The sequence below is a fragment of the Enterococcus sp. DIV0660C genome (assembly GCF_017316125.1).
Taxonomy (GTDB): Bacteria; Bacillota; Bacilli; order Lactobacillales; family Enterococcaceae; genus Enterococcus_B.
The window spans coordinates 18,222-39,865 of the sequence record NZ_JAFLWA010000034.1 but is presented as its reverse complement, the minus strand read 5'-3'; the positions used below and the strand labels follow the sequence as shown (position 1 = coordinate 39,865).

General features: G+C 36.7%; 19 protein-coding genes and 1 tRNA gene. 14 read left to right on the top strand and 6 right to left on the bottom strand.

Annotated elements, in window-relative coordinates; genetic code table 11:
• Positions 1-25: 25 nt before the first annotated feature.
• On the bottom strand, positions 26-2,185 hold the full coding sequence (gene nrdE, locus DOK81_RS09180; protein ID WP_206910228.1) for a class 1b ribonucleoside-diphosphate reductase subunit alpha: 2,160 nt from the start codon (positions 2,183-2,185) through the stop codon (positions 26-28).
• Positions 2,186-2,309: 124 nt separating this feature from the next.
• Entirely contained in the window at positions 2,310-2,534 is a 225-nt protein-coding gene (gene nrdH, locus DOK81_RS09175; protein ID WP_206910225.1) for a glutaredoxin-like protein NrdH, read from the bottom strand.
• 408 nt (positions 2,535-2,942) lie between these two features.
• On the opposite strand from nrdH, the gene DOK81_RS09170 reads away from it, so the two are divergent.
• From DOK81_RS09170 to DOK81_RS09145, 6 genes are all read left to right on the top strand, one after another.
• A complete protein-coding gene (locus DOK81_RS09170) occupies positions 2,943-3,416 on the top strand; it encodes a ferrous iron transport protein A (RefSeq protein ID WP_206910223.1) in 474 nt (157 codons plus the stop codon).
• Complete coding sequence (gene feoB, locus DOK81_RS09165; RefSeq protein WP_206910221.1) at positions 3,413-5,554, top strand: ferrous iron transport protein B; 2,142 nt, start codon at positions 3,413-3,415, stop codon at positions 5,552-5,554. Before DOK81_RS09170 ends, feoB begins: the two co-directional genes overlap by 4 nt.
• Before the next feature lies 1 nt (position 5,555).
• Entirely contained in the window at positions 5,556-5,693 is a 138-nt protein-coding gene (locus tag DOK81_RS09160) for a FeoB-associated Cys-rich membrane protein (protein WP_206910219.1), read from the top strand.
• Positions 5,694-5,821: 128 nt separating this feature from the next.
• A complete protein-coding gene (locus DOK81_RS09155) occupies positions 5,822-6,454 on the top strand; it encodes a GntR family transcriptional regulator (RefSeq protein ID WP_206897622.1) in 633 nt (210 codons plus the stop codon).
• A gap of 140 nt (positions 6,455-6,594) precedes the next feature.
• Positions 6,595-7,788, top strand: a complete 1,194-nt coding sequence (locus DOK81_RS09150) for a glycine betaine/L-proline ABC transporter ATP-binding protein (protein ID WP_206910216.1) — start codon at positions 6,595-6,597, stop codon at positions 7,786-7,788.
• Positions 7,781-9,508 (top strand): ABC transporter permease/substrate binding protein, encoded by a 1,728-nt coding sequence (locus DOK81_RS09145; RefSeq protein ID WP_206910215.1) that lies wholly within the window; start codon positions 7,781-7,783, stop codon positions 9,506-9,508. Before DOK81_RS09150 ends, DOK81_RS09145 begins: the two co-directional genes overlap by 8 nt.
• 108 nt (positions 9,509-9,616) lie before the next feature.
• Here DOK81_RS09145 and DOK81_RS09140 read toward each other — a convergent pair whose 3' ends face one another.
• The 4 genes from DOK81_RS09140 to DOK81_RS09125 all read right to left on the bottom strand — a co-directional run bounded on the left by DOK81_RS09140 (position 9,617) and on the right by DOK81_RS09125 (position 13,109).
• The gene (locus DOK81_RS09140; RefSeq protein ID WP_206910213.1) at positions 9,617-10,039 is read right to left on the bottom strand and encodes a VOC family protein; all 423 of its coding nucleotides are present in this window, start codon (positions 10,037-10,039) and stop codon (positions 9,617-9,619) included.
• 525 nt (positions 10,040-10,564) lie between these two features.
• Positions 10,565-10,637, bottom strand: a tRNA-Lys gene (locus tag DOK81_RS09135).
• A gap of 540 nt (positions 10,638-11,177) precedes the next feature.
• Positions 11,178-12,479: a PTS transporter subunit EIIC gene (locus DOK81_RS09130; protein WP_206910212.1), complete on the bottom strand. Its 1,302-nt coding sequence runs from the start codon at positions 12,477-12,479 to the stop codon at positions 11,178-11,180.
• A gap of 12 nt (positions 12,480-12,491) precedes the next feature.
• Complete coding sequence (locus DOK81_RS09125; RefSeq protein WP_206910211.1) at positions 12,492-13,109, bottom strand: hypothetical protein; 618 nt, start codon at positions 13,107-13,109, stop codon at positions 12,492-12,494.
• 43 nt (positions 13,110-13,152) lie between these two features.
• On the opposite strand from DOK81_RS09125, the gene DOK81_RS09120 reads away from it, so the two are divergent.
• The 8 genes from DOK81_RS09120 (at position 13,153) to DOK81_RS09085 (ending at position 21,628) form a co-directional block, all read left to right on the top strand.
• Positions 13,153-13,845, top strand: a complete 693-nt coding sequence (locus tag DOK81_RS09120) for an SIS domain-containing protein (protein WP_206910210.1) — start codon at positions 13,153-13,155, stop codon at positions 13,843-13,845.
• A 457-nt stretch (positions 13,846-14,302) separates the two neighbouring features.
• Positions 14,303-14,869, top strand: coding sequence for a DUF1836 domain-containing protein (locus DOK81_RS09115; protein ID WP_206910209.1), 567 nt, complete (start codon positions 14,303-14,305; stop codon positions 14,867-14,869).
• The gene (locus DOK81_RS09110) at positions 14,862-15,722 is read left to right on the top strand and encodes a DegV family protein (protein WP_206910208.1); all 861 of its coding nucleotides are present in this window, start codon (positions 14,862-14,864) and stop codon (positions 15,720-15,722) included. The genes DOK81_RS09115 and DOK81_RS09110 overlap by 8 nt, the downstream gene beginning before the upstream one ends.
• Before the next feature lie 86 nt (positions 15,723-15,808).
• Positions 15,809-16,489: an MIP family channel protein gene (locus DOK81_RS09105; RefSeq protein ID WP_206910207.1), complete on the top strand. Its 681-nt coding sequence runs from the start codon at positions 15,809-15,811 to the stop codon at positions 16,487-16,489.
• Between the two features lie 406 nt (positions 16,490-16,895).
• Positions 16,896-17,600 (top strand): response regulator YycF, encoded by a 705-nt coding sequence (gene yycF, locus DOK81_RS09100; protein ID WP_067482900.1) that lies wholly within the window; start codon positions 16,896-16,898, stop codon positions 17,598-17,600.
• 3 nt (positions 17,601-17,603) lie between these two features.
• Positions 17,604-19,439, top strand: coding sequence for a cell wall metabolism sensor histidine kinase WalK (walK, locus tag DOK81_RS09095; RefSeq protein WP_206897612.1), 1,836 nt, complete (start codon positions 17,604-17,606; stop codon positions 19,437-19,439).
• Complete coding sequence (gene yycH, locus DOK81_RS09090; protein WP_206910206.1) at positions 19,436-20,755, top strand: two-component system activity regulator YycH; 1,320 nt, start codon at positions 19,436-19,438, stop codon at positions 20,753-20,755. The genes walK and yycH overlap by 4 nt, the downstream gene beginning before the upstream one ends.
• Positions 20,756-21,628: a two-component system regulatory protein YycI gene (locus DOK81_RS09085; RefSeq protein ID WP_206910204.1), complete on the top strand. Its 873-nt coding sequence runs from the start codon at positions 20,756-20,758 to the stop codon at positions 21,626-21,628.
• Positions 21,629-21,644: the final 16 nt, after the last annotated feature.

The following is a 21,644-nucleotide window of genomic DNA, read 5'->3' as shown; positions in this document are numbered from 1 at the left end:
TTGTCGTTTCTAAATTCTTGGCTTGTTAAATGACACAACTTTCACATTGATTGCTGCCAATTTCTTCTGCATCATCGGTAAAGGTACGTACATAGTAAATTGATTTCACACCTTTATGAAAGGCATAGTGACGTAAAATATTTAAATCACGTGTGGATTGCTTGCTACTTGTTTTCCATTCATATAAGCCTTCTGGAATTTCTGAACGCATAAATAAAGTTAAGCTCATTCCTTGATCAACGTGCTTTTGCGCAGTCGCATAAATGTCGATGACTTTACGCATATCCATATCGTAAGCAGAAGTATAGTAAGGAATCGTTTCATTTGAAAGATAAGGTGCAGGATAGTAAATTTTTCCGATTTTCTTTTCTTGGCGTTCTTCAATCATTCGCGTAATCGGATGGATACTTGCACTTGTATCATTAATGTAAGAAATTGAACCGTTTGGCGCTACCGCCAGACGATTTTGATGGTATAGGCCATCTTTCATAATCGCTTGTTTTAACTCTTCCCAATCTTGTGCAGTTGGGACGAAGATACCTTCAAATAATGCTTTTACTTTTTCCGATTTTGGTTGAAACTCGCCAGTGATATATTTGTCAAAGTAAGTACCATTCGCATAGTCTGATTTTTCAAAGTTGTGGAAAACTTCCTTACGTTCACGAGCAATTTGATTACTTTCAACTAATGTCCAGTAATTCAACAACATGAAATAGATATTGGTAAAGTCTAACGAATCTTCAGAACCATATTCCATTTGTTCTTTTGCAAAGTAAGTGTGTAAGCCCATTGCGCCTAGTCCAATGGTATGATTTAGTTTGTTTCCATTTTGGATTGGTGGCACAACATCAATATCAGAAGCATCTGTAATGTATGTTAGGGCACGAGTCATTGTTCGAATCGATTTTCCAAAGTCGGGACTATCCATCAAGTTAACAATATTCGTTGAACCTAGATTACATGAAATATCTGTTCCTAACACTTCGTACTCTTGCTTGCCATTGATAACAGAAGGTGTTTGGACTTGTAAGATTTCAGAACATAGATTACTCATGATGATTTTGCCGTCGATTGGGTCTTCACGGTTCGCTGTATCAATATTGATGATATAAGGATAACCAGATTCTTGTTGTAATTTTGAAATTTCATTTTCTAAATCACGTGCTTTGATTTTTTGTTTACGAATATTAGGATTTGCTACTAAGTTATCATATTCTTCCGTGATATCTACATAAGAAAATGGAACGCCATATTCTTTTTCTACACTATAAGGACTAAATAAATACATTTCTTCGTTTTTACGAGTCAATTCATAGAACTTATCTGGAACAACAACACCAAGAGAAAGTGTTTTGACACGGATTTTTTCATCAGCATTTTCTTTTTTGGCAGATAAAAAGGCAACGATATCTGGGTGGAAAACGTTCAAATAAACCACACCAGCACCTTGACGTTGACCTAATTGATTTGAATAACTAAAGCTATCTTCGAATAATTTCATGACAGGAACGACACCACTAGCTGCTCCTTCATATCCTTTGATAGGGGCACCTGCTTCACGTAAGTTGGAAAGAGTAATCCCTACACCGCCACCAATACGAGATAATTGTAGAGCGGAGTTGATTGATCGCCCAATTGAATTCATATCATCAGTCACTTGTGTTAAGAAACAAGAAACTAACTCGCCACGACGTTTACGCCCAGCATTCAAGAATGAAGGAGTTGCGGGTTGGTAACGTTGATGGATCATTTCATCTGCTAAAGCTAATGCAAGTGCTTCATCACCATTTGCAAAGTATAAAGCATTGAAAGCCACACGATCTTCATAAGATTCAAGATAAGCAGAGCCATCATTTGTTTTTAACGCATATTGAGAATAAAATTTATAAGCTGCCATAAATGACTTAAAGGTAAAGTGTTGGTCTGCCAAAAATTGGTACAACTTTTCAATAAATTTATCAGAATATAATTGGATAAATTCTGCTTCGATATATTGATTTTCAATCAGATAATCGATTTTTTCTTTGATTGTTGGAAATGTCATTGTATTTGGTTGCACATTTTCCTCAAAAAAAGCTGCAAGAGCTTCTTTATCCTTGTTCAAAGGAATTTGACCGTTAACTGGTCGGTTAATCTCGTTGTTTAACTTAAAGTAACTGACATCTTTTAAATTTTTAAGACTCATAAGTACGCCCAACCTTCTTTTCTTTTTGTTTAGTTTTGGAGAATCGTGCTTTAAAAAAGGATTTGGGGCTTTTGGTCGAGCCGTCAAATCCAAGTGTGCTACCTATTTTTAGTTGATAGACAAATTAGCTAGCTAATTTGCGTAATTGATCTGGACGAAAGCCAATAACTGTTTCAATTTCAGAAGTTGTCACAGGGACGCTTTGGAATCCTTGTTCTTTCAACCAATTGATTGCTTCTGGTTTTTCATCGATATTTACTTCTTCAAAATCAATTTTATTATCAGCTAAAAAGCGTTTGACCATTTTGCATTGCATACAGTTGTTTTTAGAAAAAATTTTTACGTTCATTCTTTCTGCCTCCTCATAACATATTCCGTCGTTATCTATAATCAATAGTATAAAACTCTTAGTAAAAAAGTCAATTAAGAAACACTATATATTGTGTTGTGGAAACTGTGGAATACTAAGTTTTGTGTTTTTTGAAAAACAATTGAAAGCAAGCATCAGTAAGGAAAAACCCATAATCAAGTAAAAAAAAGCTGTGGATAACCGCTTAAAAAGAATTTTTTTCCATCAAATTAAAATAATTTATAACAAAAGTGTAATCTTTCACAATGATAATTGACTTTCTCAATTGATGGAGTTATCCTTGTTGAGAATGATTATCAATCGTTAATATGTTCAATAAAAATAAATAGAAACAAAAAGAATGAAATCATTTCCCTACACGATTTTTTTCACAAGAAAGGATTTCGGATGGAAACTTTAGCACAAGCAAAACAGAATTTAGTTTACCAAATTGTCAAAATCCAGACAAAAGAGTCTGTCAAAAATCATTTACAAAATTTAGGAATCATTCCAGGAACCAAAATTGTTGTTGTGAATTTTTCAGGGGAAAATGCAATTCTACTATTAAAGAACAATCGAATTGCAGTCAATCGAGAATTATTAGCGCAAATCATTGTGAAGAAGCCAGAATCATTAGCTGAAGCTTGGACATCCCTTGATCAACTAACTGTTGGTGAAAGTGCGACAGTGGTAGCTATTCATGGGCAAGGTGCAGTGAAACGACGTTTAATGGATATGGGTGTGACTAAAAATGTTCGAGTTGTGATTCGGAAGTTAGCACCATTGGGCGATCCACTCGAGATTACTTTACGCGGATATGAATTAACATTGCGAAAAAAAGAAGCTGAATTGATTCTTGTTCAAAAGGAGCAAAGTGAATGAGTATTGAAGTTGCGTTAGTTGGTAATCCTAACAGTGGGAAGACAAGTCTATTCAATGCGCTGACGGGAGCCAATCAATATGTTGGAAATTGGCCAGGAGTGACAGTCGAAAAAAAATCAGGTAGCCTGAAAAAACATCCAGCCATTCATATTCAAGATTTACCCGGTATTTATTCTCTCTCACCGTACACACCTGAAGAAATGGTTGCCAGAGAGTATTTGATTCATGAACGTCCAGATGTTGTGTTGAATATCGTAGATGCGACGAATCTGGAAAGAAACCTCTATCTAACTACGCAGTTACTTGATTTAGAAATTCCAGTGGTTGTCTGTTTAAACATGATGGATGTGGTCAAAAAAGAAGGAAAAACAATTAATCTGGAAAAATTGTCTTATGGTTTAGGTGTGCCAGTTATTCCGATGAGTGTTGTCAAAAACCAAGGACTTGAGCGTGTTTCAAAGTTGTTAACCACTCGAGAAACCTTTACCATACCAGAACCGTGCGAGTACGATCCGCGATTGGAAGCAGCATTAAATGAAATTGAAGATGTCTTGTATTTTGATTTCACAATGAAAAACCAACGTTGGTATGCCTTGAAGTACTTTGAACGAGAAACATTAGCTAGTTCTGAATTAGTGTTAACAACGCAACAAACAAAAGAAATTGAAGAGCTGATCCAGTTAACAGAAAAAATTTTTGCAGAAGAAAGCGAAACGATTCTCGTCAATGAAAGATATGAATTTATCACACAGCTAACAGCTTTGAGTATGGTAACGGTTGACTCCTTCCAATATTCGTTAAGCGACAAAATTGATCGAATCGTAACGAATCGTTGGTTGGCGTTACCAATCTTTGCGCTAGTGATGTGGTTTATCTATTATTTAGCCATTCAAACAATTGGAACGATGGGCACGGACTGGATCAATGATACATTCTTTGGCTCATGGGTACCGGAAACAGTTGGAAGCTGGTTACAGGCTGCTCAAGTCGCAGACTGGATGCAACAACTCATTTTGAATGGAATCATTGCTGGTGTTGGTGCAGTGTTAGGCTTTTTACCACAACTGATGGTTCTGTTTCTCTGTTTAAGTTTTCTTGAGGACTGCGGGTATATGGCACGCATTGCTTTTGTGATGGATCGTTTGTTCCGCAAGTTTGGCTTGTCAGGTAAGTCGTTCATCCCGATGTTGATTGCGACGGGGTGTGGTGTACCGGGCGTGATGGCGAGTCGGACGATTGAGAATGAACAAGATCGTCGTTTAACGATTATGGTTACGACTTTCATGCCTTGTTCCGCAAAACTACCAATCATTGCATTGATTGCAGGCGCTTTTTTCCCACATTCTTCTTGGGTAGCACCGTCTGCTTACTTTTTGGGAATGAGTGCCATTATTTTATCTGGGATTGCGTTGAAAAAGACACGCCTATTTGCTGGCGAAACAGCCCCATTTATTATGGAATTACCTATGTACCATTTTCCGCAGCTTCAAACGATTTTGCGACAAACGTATGATCGCTGTAAATCATTTGTAAAAAAAGCAGGAACGATTATTTTTGTTTCAAGTATTGCTGTTTGGTTTTTATCTTCTTATAATTTCCGTGGTCAGTCAGTAGCGGAAACCCACAGTATTTTAGCTGGACTGGGAAGAATCATTGCACCTATTTTCCACCCACTTGGCTGGGGAAATTGGCAAGGGGCCGTTGCAACGATTACTGGGTTAGTAGCAAAAGAAAATGTGATTGGAACATTTGGTATTCTTTTCGGAAATACAGAAGTTTCCGAAAACGGACAAGAAATCTGGCAAGTTCTTCGTGGAACGTATACGCCAGTCGCAGCTTATTCGTTCCTTGCATTTAATTTGCTGTGTGCGCCATGTTTTGCTGCAATTGGCGCAATTCATCGTGAAATGGGTTCGAAAAAGTGGACATGGATTGCGATTGGTTATCAGTGTGGCTTAGCTTACTTAGTAAGTTTTATCATCTATCAAATTGGGCATGCGGTATTTGAAGGTGGAACTTTGTCAATCATGACTTATTTAGCGGGCTTCGTATGGATTGCTCTCGTGTATGGCATCATAAAAAAACCGATGGCACAGAAAGAATCTGTTGTGTCACTTTCATTGAAAGGAGAAAGATAAGATGGCAACATTTTTATTAAGTGTGTTGATTTTTGGTAGTGCAGGCTATATTATTTATTCTCGTGTGAAAAAAGGTAAAAATTGTGACGATTGTCATACTACTTGTCCAGTGAAAAAAGCATCAAGCGCTGAAAAATAAAAAAATTGAGTAAGAACTGATAAAAAGCTGAGGGAAGACATTCGTTTTACTTCAGCTTCTTTTGCTTATTTTAACCGAGCATAGTAAGATGAGTTTGACAAGATTCGAAAGGGAAGAGGAAAGAAGCCATGGCGGAAAAGAAAAAAGTTGTTCGTCCACGTTATCAACAAATTGCGGTGGACTTAGCGGAACGAATTGTGGAAAATCGTTACAAAGTTGGCGAAAAAATCCATGCCCGCTCAACCTTAGCAAGCACTTATAATGCCTCACCAGAAACGGCACGTAAAGCCATCAATGTTTTAGTTGATTTGGGAATCATGGAAGTTCGTCATGGTAGTGGTGCATTTGTTGCTTCCAAAGAAAAAGCAAAAGAATTTTTATTACAATATCAAGATGTACAATCCATTCAGGAGACCAAAGCAGATATTATGGCTAGTGTCGAAAAACAAAAAGAAGAGTTAGATCACTTTTCGCAACTTCTGGATCAATTAGTTAACCAAACAAAACGTATCCACAAAATGAATCCATTGTTACCATTTGAATTGCAATTAAGTAAAAATGCGGAACATTTGGATCAATCAATCAGTGAATTAAACATTTGGCAAGTCACTGGTGCGACAGTCATTGCGATCTCGCACGAAGAAGAACTACTCGTTTCTCCAGGCCCATACGCAAAATTTAGTGAAGGCGATACAGTTCACTTTATTGGAAATGAATATACGTTACAACGAATGATGAATTTTTTCTATCCAGAAGAATAAAAATGAGTAAAATGCCGAGCGGACAAGCGATTGTACGCTCTTTTTTCTTTTTTTGACAAAGTGACTACATGATGTTAATATTGTGTGGTCACTTTTTTCATGAAAAAAAATTGAAACTTGCGAAAAAAAGGAGAATTGGTTTGGCAAAAGTTGAAGTAAAAAAATTAACAAAAATTTTTGGTAAAAAGACACAAACCGCATTAGAAATGATGCAACAGCATCAACCAAAAACAGAAATTTTAAAGAAAACTGGTGCAACAGTTGGCGTATACGATGTGAATTTTGATGTGAAAGAAGGCGAAATTTTCGTCATCATGGGACTTTCAGGAAGTGGAAAGTCTACATTGATTCGATTATTGAATCGTCTGATTGAGCCAACTTCTGGGAATATTTATATTGATGGGGAAGATGTATCCCAATTAAATAAAGAAGAACTACGCGAAGTTCGTCGTCATAAAATCAACATGGTTTTTCAAAACTTTGGGTTGTTTCCACAACGAACGATTTTGGAAAATACGGAGTATGGATTAGAAGTTCGTGGCGTACCCAAAGAAGAACGCCAAAAAAAAGCAGAACAAGCGTTAGAAAATTCCGGTTTGCTTTCATTTAAAGATCAATATCCTAATCAATTATCTGGTGGGATGCAACAACGTGTTGGTCTAGCACGTGCGCTAGCAAATGATCCAGAAATTTTGCTGATGGACGAAGCTTTCTCTGCATTGGATCCATTGATTCGTCGTGAGATGCAAGATGAGCTACTTGAATTACAAGCTTCTGTTCAAAAAACAATTATTTTTATCACGCATGATCTAAACGAAGCTTTACGTATTGGGGATCGAATTGCTCTAATGAAAGATGGAGAGATTATGCAGATTGGAACAGGGGAAGAAATTTTAACAAACCCTGCCAACGAATATGTCCGTGAATTTGTGGAAGAAGTCGATCGTTCAAAAGTCTTGACTGCACAAAATATCATGGTACCAGCTTTAACAACAAATATTGAAGTTGATGGACCAAACGTTGCATTGACACGAATGCGCAGTGAAGAAGTAAGTATGCTGATGGCTGTTGATAAAAAACGTCACTTAAAAGGAATTATTACAGCTGAAAATGCTTTGGAAGCGCGTCGTCAAAAACGGCCATTGACTGATTTCTTGGATGAGAATGTAACGACCATTGATAAGGATATGTTAGTTAATGACATCTTTAATATTATTTATGATTCACCAACGCCACTAGCAGTTGTTGATAATGGCAAGTTACGAGGAGTTGTCATTCGTGGAAGTGTGATTGAAGCGTTGGCAGAAACAAGTGAGGTGAGTGAACATGAATAATTTATTAAACTATCAAATTCCTGTTGCTGATTGGGTAGAAACGATTACGGAATGGTTCACAACAACATTTTCGAGCTTATTTTCTTTCCTACAAACAATAGGACAAGCAATCATGACTGGGATAACAAATCTTTTATTGATTATTCCAGCACCAATTTTCATTTTACTATTAACAATAGTAGCTTTCTTTATTTCTAAAAAACGTCTAGGATTAACTTTATTTACACTGGTGGGTTTATGGTTTATCTATAATCAAGGTTTATGGACTGATTTGATGAATACAGTGACCCTTGTTTTATTATCAAGTGTGATTTCGATTATCATTGGTGTACCTTTAGGGATCTTAATGGCAAAAAGTGATAAAGCTCAGAGCATAATCAAACCGATTCTTGATTTTATGCAAACAATGCCTGGTTTTGTTTATTTAATTCCAGCAGTTGCCTTTTTCGGAATTGGAATGGTACCCGGTGTTTTCGCTTCTGTCATTTTTGCTTTACCGCCAACTGTTCGTTTTACGAATTTAGGTATTCGTCAAGTACCGAAAGAGTTAGTGGAAGCCTCTGATTCATTTGGGAGTACAGGCTGGCAAAAATTATTTAAATTAGAATTACCTTTAGCCAAAAATACTATTATGGCTGGTATCAACCAAACGACGATGCTTTCATTATCCATGGTTGTGATTGCTTCAATGATTGGTGCGCCTGGATTAGGACGTGGAGTGTTGTCCGCATTACAACGTGCACAAGTTGGGAACGGGTTCGTTAATGGTGTTGCTTTAGTTATTTTAGCGATTATCATTGACCGTTTCACACAACATTTGAATCAACCACGTACCAAAAAAGCAAGTGATCCTGCAGGTGTTAAAAGTAAAAAACGTCGTGGAGCAATCATCCTTGCAACAGCAGTTATCGTACTAGGTGCACTAGGTGTTGGTAGCGTCTTTTCAAGTAAAGAAACGAAGAAAATCAACTTATCTTATGTTGAATGGGATACAGAAGTGGCTTCAACGAATGTTGTAGGCGAAGTCTTACGCCAAATGGGGTATGATGTAACGATGACACCACTCGATAATTCAATCATGTGGGAATCAATAGCTAAGGGCGAATCAGATGGCATGGTTTCTGCGTGGTTACCAAAAACACATGGCTCTCAATATGCTCAATACAAAGATCAAATTGTTGATTTAGGAGCAAATTTAAAAGGTGCAAAAGTTGGGTTAGTTGTTCCAGACTATATGGATGTGGACTCAATTGCTGATTTAACAAATCAAGCAAATAAAAAAATCATTGGGATCGAGCCCGGTGCTGGTGTAGTCAACGCCGCAGAAAATACAATCAACACATATGATAATTTAGCAGACTGGACGGTAGAAACCTCTTCATCCGGTGCAATGACAGTTGCTTTAGGACAAGCTATTAAGAAGAAAGAACCAATTGTGATCACTGGTTGGTCACCTCATTGGATGTTCGCAAAATATGAGTTGAAATATTTAGAAGATCCTAAAAATGGTATGGGTAGTGAAGAACAGATCCATACAATGGTTCGTAAAGGATTGAAAGAAGATCAAGCTGAAGCATATAAAGTATTGGACCAATTCAATTGGACGAAAGAAGACATGGAAGAAGTTATGCTAGAAATCAACAATGGAAAAGATCCGCAAGAAGCTGCAAAAACTTGGATTGAAAATAACCAAGATAAAGTAGCTAGCTGGAAAGCTTAACAGAAGTTGACAAAAAAGGAGTGCAGCCAGAATGGCTGTACTCCTTTTATTTTGTATGAGTAAGTCAGAAAAAAACAAAAAGAAAGTTACCTAGCGCAAGACTGACAGCTAGTCTTCCTCTAAGGGAAGATTGACCATCCAATTGATTCCGTAGCGGTCAGTAAAAGTCCCGTAAAGTTTTGCCCAAAAGGTGGGTTCTAAAGGCATAGTAACTTCTCCGCCTTCACTTAATTGTTGGAAAAGTTGCTTGGTTTCTGTTGGAGTAGTCGTCTGAATGACTAAAGAAACATTATTGCCCATCACAACCGGAACAGACATACTTTCTGGCGTGTCGGAAAACATGACGCGTGTGCCATAAATCATCAGACTAGCATTTAAAACAAGCTCTTTTTGTTCTTCCGGGATAGAAAAATCAGGTGAACTAGGCATATCTCCAAAAGTTGTTAGATCGGTACAAGTGACGGAGAAGATTTTTTCGTAAAAACAGATGACTTCTTTTGCTTGATTGGTAAATGTCAAATAGATGTCCATGGTTGTTCCTCCTAAAGTTTTTTCCAGCGTAGAAGTTAGTTGGTTTACTAAACTTACTTTGTTTTTAATGCTCAAATGACACAACGGACAACTGACCAAGTGACAGACTGTATTTCATACCTCAAAGCTTAAATGAGTTATTAATGGAAAGCAAACGTTACGTTGTTTGCTGGAAAAGGGAACAAAGAAAGCCTTAAAAAAAGTAGCGGTTCAAATGGTAAATCTTATTGGATTAGAAGATTTACACTAATTTCATTCACTGGAACAGCTCGCTGAGAGAGGTCTTTCTACTATATAATATATATTTATTTGGGAAGAATAGCAGTAAAAAAGAGGAGGGGAAACAGAGAAATAAAAATAGAAGCGTTAATGAACTCGTTTTTGTGTATTCATATTATTAAAGTCAAAAAAATGAGTAGTGTATCCGAATTTTATGTCCGAAAATAAAAAAAGAGAATGCGTAGTCTGTCTTCCAAACGTCCGAAGACGCCGACAAACTACCATTCTCGTGGGTTTGGCACCCAATGGGCCGTGAGGGGCTCGAACCCGCGACCCGCTGATTAAGAGTCAGCTGCTCTACCAACTGAGCTAACGGCCCGTACCAAAAGTACTTAATAATATTAGCACTAAGAGTTTTAAAATGCAAGAAGACGTAGAAAAAAATCAAAGAAAAATTTACAAGGTTAGAGAATTTTTTTCATAGTTTGTTCATAAATTCTGGCTATTATATAAGCATACCAACAAAACAAAGTTCTTAATAAAAGAACGAGCCCTAACACTTTTTCATTTTTACTCCTTTCCCGCCGATTTTTCGGCGGGCCTCTTGATTCTTAACGATAATAAAAATAAAAACAAGCATGCTTTGGCTGGCGTGCTTGTTTTTTTGTTTGAGAACCATGTTGTTTACAACTTGATATATGCTAATGTTAAAAGGCAATAACTTAAGTCGTTTTGTCTGCAACATCAGTAATCTCAGCGATCTCATAGAAGGTGGATATTTGTTTTATGAGTTATGTTTAACTTATGATACGAACTATCCTCTTATAGGTAAATGGATGAAAGGATAGCTCGTAAAACTCATAATGGATTTCTTATTTCAACAGTTATAAAGGAATTTTTTGTTGCTAAGCAAAGCTGATTATTGTTCTTCATTCACTAGTTTTGTTTTATTATTTTCCATCACTTTGAAAAATGGGTAATAGATGACAGCACTGATAAGGATTAGTAGTAAACAAAAGACAATATTTCGCCAATCCATACTTGAAAGATATGCCTGTGCAAAAAATGGTGTAAAGGAAGGATCTACGATAAATCCTAGGCCAATCAAACCAATTTTTTGAGCAAAATAGGTTAGTAATAACGAAACGATTGGTGTAACTAAAAACGGAATTGCCAGAATTGGATTAAAAACGATTGGCAGACCGAAAATGATTGGTTCATTGATTGAACAAATACCCGGGATAAGTGATAGCTTTCCAATCGTACGATATTCTGACACTTTGCTACGCATCATTAAAATGACTAAGCCAAGGGTTCCACCAGCACCACCTAAAACAGAAATACGAAACATTTGTAAATTCATTAGATGGGTCATCGCTTCTCCATTAGACATTTGTTCAGCGTTCAGTCCAGTTTGCGCCATCCCTAAGGTAAATACGATTGGGAAAATAATGGATGAGCCATTAATGCCAAATAACCATAAGATATTTCCTAGAGTAACGATCAACAGGAACCCGCCAAGGCTTCCTGCAATATCAGTGGCTGGTGTTAGTATGCTCATGATTGTTTCTGGAAAAATCTTTTTAGTTGTACTTAAAAAGAGTAAGTTCATTCCATAAAAAAGAATGATATTCGTCAGTAGTGGAACCAAAGTGTTGATGAAGGTTGCTACCATAGGTGGTACGGTATCTGGCAGTTTTAATTTAATATCTTTTACTTCAAATAAACGATTGATTTCAACCACCAGAAGACCAATTATAATAGCTACGAACAAACCATTTGTCCCTAAATAATTTAAATTGATCATGCCTTCTGTTACAGGTGTACATACCATTAGAAAAATAACTGATGCAACCATGCCATTCATAGATGGATTGATTTTGTATTCACTAGCAAGAGAAAAAGCGATCCCAAAAACACTAATGAGTCCAATAAGTCCCATAGTCAAATTATATGGTGCAGTAATCAGATCGTAATTTGCAACTGCAAAATCTTTCCAGCTTGCCATAAATTTCAGGAAAAAATTAGCTGTTTCAGGATTGTATTGATCTAAATTGATAGGTGGGTTAGCAAAAATCAGAAAAAAAGAACCAATAACAATAAAAGGCAAACCAAACATCATACCACTAGAAATTGCTTTAAGGTGACGCTGATTTCCAATTTTTGCAGCGATAGGGCTAAGCATCTCGTTGAGTTTCGTAATGATTGTCGAATTTTCCATGAAATTTCCCCCTTATACTTGCCAAGGATTAAAAACAAAGGTACTTGGAACCACGTGAGTTGGATCATATTTTTCTATGATTTTTTCATATTGTTCTTTGTAATCATTCGTTACTTTTGCTTGGGGAACCACTTTGCTAGCTTCGTGTAAAAAATGTTCTGAACCACGTCCCATTTCTTGACCACGAGTTGTATGCTTGTCGAGGGCAATGTCTGGAATCTCAGGTACATAGCCCATAGCAAAACTTTTTATCACAATATTTTTAAGTAAATCAGATGAACGATCTTTTTCTGATTCACACAAGTAACGAATGGCATGGAAGAAAAACATTGCACGGTCTGATTCGTTATATTGGAATTCTTTACGCATGATGTTTAAATGATTGATCATCATTGCAGCCATTGGATTTCCCATTCCAATATCCTCTACACTGATAGCTAGTAATCGACGCCATAGTTTCTCTTCAAATTGAGGTGAAGTGATGTACATTTCATAGGCAAATTCGCAGGCTTCTTTTTCTTTTCCTCTACGAATAGATTTTTGTAACGCTGAAATAACTTCATCTCCTGCTAGACCATTTCTAGTGGTCATTTTTGCCCAAGGGTCTTGAATAAACTGTTTTTCTGTCATAATATAATACTCCTAACGAAAGAATTGAATTTGAGGTGATCTGATGGATACGGAAACGCTTATTGAAAAATATCAGTTGAATGATTCAGAAGCTGCTGTTTTACGATTTATGGATAACAATCGTGAAATACTAAAAAAATTAGGGATTCGTGACGTAGCAAAAGAGTCCTATGTCTCAACTGCAACGATTGTCAATATGGCAAAAAAGATTGGCTATTCTGGTTATAGTGAACTAGTTTTTGCTTATGGAAACAAGCAGTCTCTCAACAATTTCTCTCGTACTTACTCAAGTACCGATAGAGATATGTTCGTCAACTTGCTGACCATTTATCGCGAAAAAAGAATTATGATCCTAGGATCAGGGTTTTCTCAAAATATCGCTAATCACTTTTCTGAAATGTTTAATCTGTATGGATTTCGTGCGACTGCTAATAGTCATTTGGAATTTCTTCGCGAAAATGTTGAAAAAGATGTTCTGATTATTATTATTTCAAATTCTGGGGATACTTTTCGTTTAACAGAACTTGCCGAAATGGCCAAAAAACATCGGATCGATTTAATTTCCTTTGTCGGAGAAAAAAATTCTCGAATCGGACAATTATCAACCTTAACAATTAGCACAGAGACGTATACACCACAAGTTTTATCAGAATACCAACCGAATCTTTTCTTTGGGACAGCATTGAATCAATTTGAACAATTACTGAGTGAAGCGTTAAAGTCTATCTTTGATTAGAAGAACGAGGTGGCCACTGTTTCTTCACTTATTAGTATAAATATTGGATATGAAATTGTAAGGGGTTTCCCTAAGGTGTGAACATGTTTTTTAATTTATAAACGTGTTTAGGAAGTATAGAATATAAAAAACGATTTGCTTAATACAAATGCAAATGGGGAACATTTATTGCGCAGCTGCCAAAAAGATCTTTTGTCAAAGAATCTTTTTCTTCGTAAGTTTTGGTGAAGTGCTCAAAGAGTTATGGATAGAATTTTTCTATATGAACAAAAAATGATTGACTTAAAATTCTGAAAAGGATTCTAGGCCAATCATTTTTTGTTGTTTGAGTCTTTCTTTTTGTTCCAACTTTTTTATATAATGAAAATTAAGAAAATTATCTAGTTTTAAAAACTAGATTGAATGTTTTTGATAACTTTGATATGATGTTGGTGAAATCAGAAAAGGAGACGAACTAATGGAAAAAATGCGTGAACAATTAGTTGCGTGGGGAACGGATATCGAAACATTTTGCTTACCACGATGGGAAGAATTACCCGATTTAGAGTTATACATGGATCAGGTGATCACTCTGATTGATCGTTATCTATCACCGATTATCCAAGGAGAAAAGCATCCATTATTGACGTCTTCGATGGTCAATAATTATGTTAAACAAGAATTGATCCCAGCACCTGTCAAAAAACGTTACAATAAGCAACATGTTGCTTTTTTAATCGCAATTACAACTTTAAAACAAGTCTTGACGATTCCAGAAATCAAAAACGGAATCCTGTTTCAAGGAAAAGTGATCGGCATTCGGGAAGCTTATAATTTATTTTGCGAAGAACAGGAAGCCGCTATTCATTTAATCAGTCAACAGTCACAAGGAAAAGAGCAAGCACCACTCATTTTAAATCAAACAATGGCGATCGAAAGGATTGCTGTTAAAACGGCGACTTTATCTTTTGCCTTAAAATTACTTGCAGAAAAAACAATTATGCTAGAAACAGATTATCTAAAAGGGGAGAAATCAAATGAATAAAGAAAAAATTGCGATTTTAGTTGATTCAGGTACAGATGTTCCGGCAGAACTGATGGAACAATACCATATGTATATGATTCCTTTGAAAATTATTTATTCAGATCGTGAATATATTGATAAGGTAGACATTACCCCAGAAGAAATTTATGAAAAATTACCAACAGAAATTCCGGGAACTTCATTGCCTGATGGTGAAACGATTACTGCTATTTTTGATCAAATTAAAGCAGATGGATACGAAAAAGTGCTAGCGATTACAATCTCTAGCGGTTTATCTGGAACCTATAATGTTGTGCGACTGATTGCTGAACAACAGACAGCGTTAGAAACATATATTCTTGATACGAAAAATATTGGTATTGGTGCAGGTTTCTCAGCTATTCAGGCAGCACAATGGCTTGAAGATGGAATGGACTGGCAAACAGTCATTAAACAATTGGAAACTTTGGTGAAACAAACAAAGGTTTTCTTCAACGTGGCGACGCTAGAATATTTACAAAAAGGTGGTCGTATTGGTTTAGTTGCGTCCATTTTAGGAACAGCTTTGAAATTAAATCCCATTATTTCTTGTAATGAAGAGGGAATTTATTACACTGTTGCTAAAGCCAGAGGTCGAAAAAAAAGTTTGGATAAAACCGTAGCTTTAATTAAAGAACGAGTAGGAAACGCAAAAGTTTTCAATTTAGCTGTGGCACATGGAGCTGCAGAAGAGGAAGCACATGCCATGGAAGCAAGATTACGACAAGAGTTTCCACAAGTACAACAAATGTACTTTGGTCAAATCTCGCCTGCTTTAGTGGTGCATACTGGACCAGGTTTGTTAGGTGTAGGTGTTCAAATTTTGGAAGCTTGATCGAAAAGAATATATCTCAAGAATGCAATTTCTTGGAAATTTTCAAGAAAATGATATAATTGCAAAGAAAGGAGATGTATTTTTTTATGAAAAAAGGTATTGCAGAATTTATTGGCACTTATATTTTAGTCTTTGTTGGGACTGGCGCAGCTGTACTAGGTGGAGGTGCAGAAGGGATTGTTGGGATTGCCGGTATCGCGTTAGCATTTGGTTTAACAATCGTTGCAGCAGCTTACAGTATTGGTACTGTTTCTGGCGCTCATTTAAATCCAGCCGTTTCGATTGCAATGTGGATGAATAAAAGAATTTCAGCTACTGAATTAGTTTACTATATCGTTGGTCAAGTTGTTGGGGCATTTGCAGCTTCATTAACATTATCTGGCTTGCTTGATTCAGCAGGTAAAAGTGTTGAAAACTTGGGACAAAATGTTTTTGAAATGGGTACAGTAGGTGCATTATCAGTTGAAATTATTTTAACTTTTATCTTTGTATTAGTTATCATGACTGTTACAAGCCAAACAAAAGGAAACAGTAGCTTAGCTGGTTTAGTGATTGGGTTGTCATTAACATTGATTCATTTCGTTGGTATTCCATTAACAGGAATGTCAGCTAATCCAGCACGTAGTTTAGCACCAGCTGTGTTAGTTGGCGGCCAAGCGTTAGAACAAGTTTGGGTATTTATCGTAGCACCAATCGTAGGTGGAATCCTTGCAGCACTTGTTGCAAAATATTTATTAAATACTGAAAACGATCGCGTAGAAGCTTAAGCTTTCTAAAAAGAGAGAAGTCAGGACAGAAATGTTCTGGCTTTTTTGTTTGTAATAAATCGTGTGCCATTCTTTTTCGCTAGTAGTAAAAAAGAATTTAGATGAATGAATAGTCATTGCAAAAGTAAAAACTATTCTGTGTGAGTGTTCCTTATATTTACGGACTAGATAATTCTTTCACAACCTTTTACACGGTGTTCACAAAGCAACTCCTCGAAATAATTCGTAACGGATCAAAAATATATGAGGCTATTTTTTTCAGTTGCTCCTTATTTTTTCGGAGCTGACCGCTTTGCCTCACAACCTTTTTAAGTTTCCTTTTCATTTCAAAATGCAAGGATGAAACAAATCTCGAAATACGGTATAATGAAAAGGTATGACAATAATAAAAAAGAGGTGGCTCTTTATGAAGAAAATTTTAGTTGTCGATGACGAAAAGCCGATTTCGGATATCGTTAAGTTTAATTTAACAAAAGAAGGTTACGATGTTTATACTGCGTACGATGGCGAAGAAGCCTTAGAAAAAGTCGAAGAGGTAGTTCCTGATTTGATTTTATTAGATTTGATGTTACCCAAAATGGACGGACTAGAAGTAGCGCGAGAAGTTCGTAAAACTTATGACATGCCAATCATCATGGTAACTGCAAAAGATTCTGAAATTGATAAAGTTTTAGGATTAGAGCTTGGCGCAGATGACTATGTGACGAAACCGTTTTCGAATCGAGAGTTGGTTGCTCGTGTCAAAGCAAATTTACGTCGTGGTGCAGCAGCTGCAAAAGAAGTCGAAGAGGTGACACCATCTGAATTGACCATCGGTGATTTAACTATTCACCCAGATGCTTATATGGTAACAAAACGTGGGGAAACAATTGAACTAACACATCGCGAGTTTGAATTGCTTTTCTATTTGGCAAAACATATTGGACAAGTAATGACACGTGAACACTTATTACAGACTGTTTGGGGTTATGATTATTTCGGTGATGTACGAACAGTTGATGTTACGGTGCGTCGCTTACGTGAAAAAATCGAAGACAATCCAAGTCACCCGAACTATCTAGTTACACGTCGTGGTGTTGGTTACTACTTGCGTAACCCAGAACAGGAGTAATCAATGAAGAAAAAGGTCCGCTTTTTTCGATCAGTCAATTTTAAAATCGCGATTACATTCATTTTGATTTTATTGATTTCGATTGAAATTATTGGTGCGTATTTTATACGTGGTTTGGAGCGCTCCACGATCAACACGTTTATCAAAGATATGAATCAGACAGTTGTCTCATTAGCTTCAACGATTAGTCCTGAACTTAGTCGAAAAGATACGGCAGATCCAGATGAGGTCAATGCGAATATCAAGCGTTTTATCGAAAATAGTGCTTCAAGCGATATTATCGAAATTCGTGTGGTTGATGAAAAAGGGATTATTCGGGGGACAACAGATGTAAGTGAACAAAGTTCTATCGGTAAAAAAAATGATTATGTAGCCGTTGATGATTTTACTACTAAACGTTATGTCGCACTTGATTCAGATGACAAACGGGTAAATATTAATGTTCAGCCTATTCTGTCCCCGACCGGCGATGCCGTCATCGGGGCTCTTTACGTCAAAAGTGATATTGAGCAAAAGTATTCAGAAATTAGCAACACAGCGATTATCTTTTTCACGGCTTCGCTGATTGCGGCATTCATCTCGATGATTGTGTCGGTTTTGGTTGCTCGTTCAATTACACAACCAATTGGCGAAATGCGTGAACAAGCTATCCGGATTGCGCGAGGTGACTATAGTCGAAAAGTCAAAGTTCACGGACAAGATGAGTTGGGACAATTGGCAGACACATTTAACCAGTTAGCTGAACGAATCGAAGAAGCGCAAGACACGATGGAAGCTGAACGAAATCGATTGGACAGTGTCCTTTCCCATATGACGGATGGGGTTATTGCCACCGATCGTCGAGGAAAAGTTATCACGATTAACGATATGGCTTTATCATTGTTAGATATTAAAAATGAAGAGGCGATTGGTCAGTCTATTTTGACATTACTTGATATCGAAGAAGAGTATACATTACGTAAATTGTTAGAAAACCCAGATGAGATGGTTCTTGACCGCTCAACAGGTTCTACCGAAAGCGACCAGATGATTTTACGCGTTGACTTTTCGATGATTCGTCGTGAATCAGGCTTTATTAGTGGCTTGGTTGCTGTATTGCATGATGTAACAGAGCAAGAAAAAACAGAACGTGAACGTCGCGAATTTGTTTCCAACGTATCACATGAACTGCGCACACCATTAACAAGTATGCGTAGCTATATTGAAGCGTTGAGCGAAGGTGCATGGCAAGATGAAGAGATTGCTCCGAATTTCTTGAAGGTAACTTTAGATGAAACAGACCGTATGATTCGGATGATCAATGACTTATTGAATCTTTCTCGAATGGATACGGGGAATACACAACTACAATTAGAATATGTCAATTTTAATGAGCTAATCAATTTCGTCCTCGATCGTTTCGACATGATGGTTGGCAATCAAGAAAAGAAATATGCGATTCGCCGTGAATTTACTCAACGAGATCTCTGGGTCGAAGTGGATACCGATAAAATTATCCAAGTAATCGATAATATTATGAATAATGCCATTAAATATTCTCCTGATGGAGGAACAATCACTTGTCGCTTATTAGAAACACATAACAATGTCATTTTAAGTGTAACTGACCAAGGACTAGGCATCCCTAAAAAAGATTTGAATCGAGTATTTGAACGCTTTTATCGTGTAGACAAAGCTCGAGCACGTGCGCAAGGTGGCACAGGTCTTGGTTTAGCAATTTCACGTGAAGTAGTTAAAGCACATCGAGGAGCCATTTGGGCAGAAAGTAAAGAAGGACAAGGTTCGACTTTCTATATTTCGCTACCCTATGAACCATACGAGGAGGACTGGTGGGAATGAAAATTTCAGGAAAAATCATCCGGATTGGACTAGTTTTGATGGTTGCACTGAGTTTATATTTCTCCTATGTTATCTGGCTAAGTCCTGCTGGAAAAGAAACAGTGAATGTGGATGAAACAAGTACGCAAGTGATGACTGAATCACAGGCTAATCGAAAATCTTCAGAAATTTTTTTGCCACTCCATGTGACGTGGGTCCAAGGAGAGAATATTCGAGAAACCAATAGTGAGAACTTAGTTTCGCGTTTACAAACAGTCATCGGTAAAGCTCGTTTTGGCAAACTTGCAGCAGTGGTTACAGGAAATAAAACTGAATTCGATCAGAAAAAGGAACTTTCGGAAGGTTTTGAGTTAACTTATCTTGCTCCTTTTTTGTTACAAGAATACATCCAAGCATTTGGATTGAACTTAGACATAAGTAGTCTATCCAATGATGCGGAGATGATTTCATTTACTTGTATCCAGTTTGATGAAAAAAATAAAAAAATCCGTTTCTTGGACTTTGTTCATCAAACAATCTATGAAGCCAATATCTCTCTAAATTGGGAGGATATTGAAAAAGAGTTATCTTTCGATGAAAATAAATGGACTAAAATGTCTAAAAAAGCATCTGTGATTGCTCAACAATATGATACAGAATCACCAATCAAGTTAAAAAAATACAGTTACATTCTATCGCAACAACCTTATACACTTTTTCGAAATGCTTTCTTCCAGTCACCTGATGAAGTAAAAAACAATGATGAAAGTAGCGAATTGATTTTTTATGGTGGGAATGAAACAATGACAATTCATTCTGCTAGTCAAGTTGTCGATTTTCGAGGAGAATTGTCTGATACAAATGCTAATGGAAATATTTATTCAAAAAGTTTTCCATACATCAGTAAAATTGGTAGTAGCTTAGGAAATCTTCATTATTTTGATCGCACAGATAACCAAATCGATTATCGGATTTTTGTTGAAGGCTTCCCAGTATTTGGTACGGATAGTAAAGGAAAAGTTGGGATAACGATTAATGATGAAGCCAGTGAAAAAGCGCAAGTGAACATTCAGACTAGTTTAAATGCGATTCAAGTACCTATCCCTTCAGATGAATCAGTAGAATTGGCTAGCACAGCTGAAGTGATTCAACAATTGGTTACCCATGGTGTGGAAAAAGAAGAACTTGAATCGGTCATCATTGGTTATACGTGGCAAAATATCAAAGAAACAAACCGAGTCGTAGATTTGCTACCAGAATGGTATGTGAAATATCAAGGGAATTGGTACTCTGCCAGTGAATTGTCTAACAAACTAGCTGAAATGGAGGCGAACTAAGTGGACTTTAAAAAAATTGAATGGATTTTTTTCCTAGCTTTCTTAGGTCTCAATATTTTTTTATTCAGCAGTTATCACGAGGCAATGAACCAAGAAAACAATGTGATACGATCAGATCAAACGGAGTCAATACAAAATCGTCTAGCTAGTGATGATATTTCTTATTCAGGGAATATTTCTTCTGAGAGCAAGCAAGGATATTATTTAAGTGCTGAACAAAGTGATTTAGGCACGGTCTTAACACAACATCGAAAAAAGAATTCTACGGGGTTGCTTCGTAGCGGCATCACTTTTGACGGGCTGTCTACTTTAACGAAGACGTTTGCTACTGAAGAATCCGAAAAGTACAAGATCGACAATAAACAAACTAAACATTCGATTACGGAATTTTTGAATAGCCAAAATAATGTGCTTTATGGCGATGAATATGAATTTATGACGAATTTCTCGACATTAGACGGAGATTCACTAGAGATTCAGGCGAGTCAGTCGTATGAAGGAATTCCATTTCATGATGACACAGCTGAAATCAATTTTATGGTGGAAAAGGATGATGGTGTCTACCAACTGACGAAATATACGCAAACACATTTAACGAATATTGAACAGCTACGTGAAAAAATGGATCTATATTCAGAAGAAGAAGCAATCCAAACGCTTTATGTGAATAATAAGATTCCTAGTTCTTCAAAAATTTTATGGCGTCAACTTGCTTATTCTTGCATCGTAAAGGTTCGAGAAAAAAATGTGTACGTTCCAATTTGGTATGTGGCTATTGAAACAAGTGATAAAAGTGTTCAAATTGAATCCGTTAATGCATTCAGTAACACCATTGTGACAAATAATGTGGTTCCAAAAGTGGAAGATAATTAAAAAAGTAGGTATAATG

Excerpts from the sequence above, each read along its gene's own strand:
- DOK81_RS09125 (WP_206910211.1), bottom strand. The coding sequence starts at position 13,109 with ATGACAGAAAAACAGTTTATTCAAGACCCTTGGGCAAAAATGACCACT.
- DOK81_RS09140 (WP_206910213.1), bottom strand. The coding sequence starts at position 10,039 with ATGGACATCTATTTGACATTTACCAATCAAGCAAAAGAAGTCATCTGT.
- nrdH (WP_206910225.1), bottom strand. The coding sequence starts at position 2,534 with ATGAACGTAAAAATTTTTTCTAAAAACAACTGTATGCAATGCAAAATG.
- DOK81_RS09160 (WP_206910219.1), top strand. The coding sequence starts at position 5,556 with ATGGCAACATTTTTATTAAGTGTGTTGATTTTTGGTAGTGCAGGCTAT.
- DOK81_RS09145 (WP_206910215.1), top strand. The coding sequence starts at position 7,781 with ATGAATAATTTATTAAACTATCAAATTCCTGTTGCTGATTGGGTAGAA.
- DOK81_RS09115 (WP_206910209.1), top strand. The coding sequence starts at position 14,303 with ATGGAAAAAATGCGTGAACAATTAGTTGCGTGGGGAACGGATATCGAA.
- feoB (WP_206910221.1), top strand. The coding sequence starts at position 3,413 with ATGAGTATTGAAGTTGCGTTAGTTGGTAATCCTAACAGTGGGAAGACA.
- DOK81_RS09170 (WP_206910223.1), top strand. The coding sequence starts at position 2,943 with ATGGAAACTTTAGCACAAGCAAAACAGAATTTAGTTTACCAAATTGTC.
- yycF (WP_067482900.1), top strand. The coding sequence starts at position 16,896 with ATGAAGAAAATTTTAGTTGTCGATGACGAAAAGCCGATTTCGGATATC.
- DOK81_RS09155 (WP_206897622.1), top strand. The coding sequence starts at position 5,822 with ATGGCGGAAAAGAAAAAAGTTGTTCGTCCACGTTATCAACAAATTGCG.
- nrdE (WP_206910228.1), bottom strand. The coding sequence starts at position 2,185 with ATGAGTCTTAAAAATTTAAAAGATGTCAGTTACTTTAAGTTAAACAAC.
- walK (WP_206897612.1), top strand. The coding sequence starts at position 17,604 with ATGAAGAAAAAGGTCCGCTTTTTTCGATCAGTCAATTTTAAAATCGCG.
- DOK81_RS09105 (WP_206910207.1), top strand. The coding sequence starts at position 15,809 with ATGAAAAAAGGTATTGCAGAATTTATTGGCACTTATATTTTAGTCTTT.
- DOK81_RS09130 (WP_206910212.1), bottom strand. The coding sequence starts at position 12,479 with ATGGAAAATTCGACAATCATTACGAAACTCAACGAGATGCTTAGCCCT.
- DOK81_RS09110 (WP_206910208.1), top strand. The coding sequence starts at position 14,862 with ATGAATAAAGAAAAAATTGCGATTTTAGTTGATTCAGGTACAGATGTT.
- yycH (WP_206910206.1), top strand. The coding sequence starts at position 19,436 with ATGAAAATTTCAGGAAAAATCATCCGGATTGGACTAGTTTTGATGGTT.
- DOK81_RS09120 (WP_206910210.1), top strand. The coding sequence starts at position 13,153 with ATGGATACGGAAACGCTTATTGAAAAATATCAGTTGAATGATTCAGAA.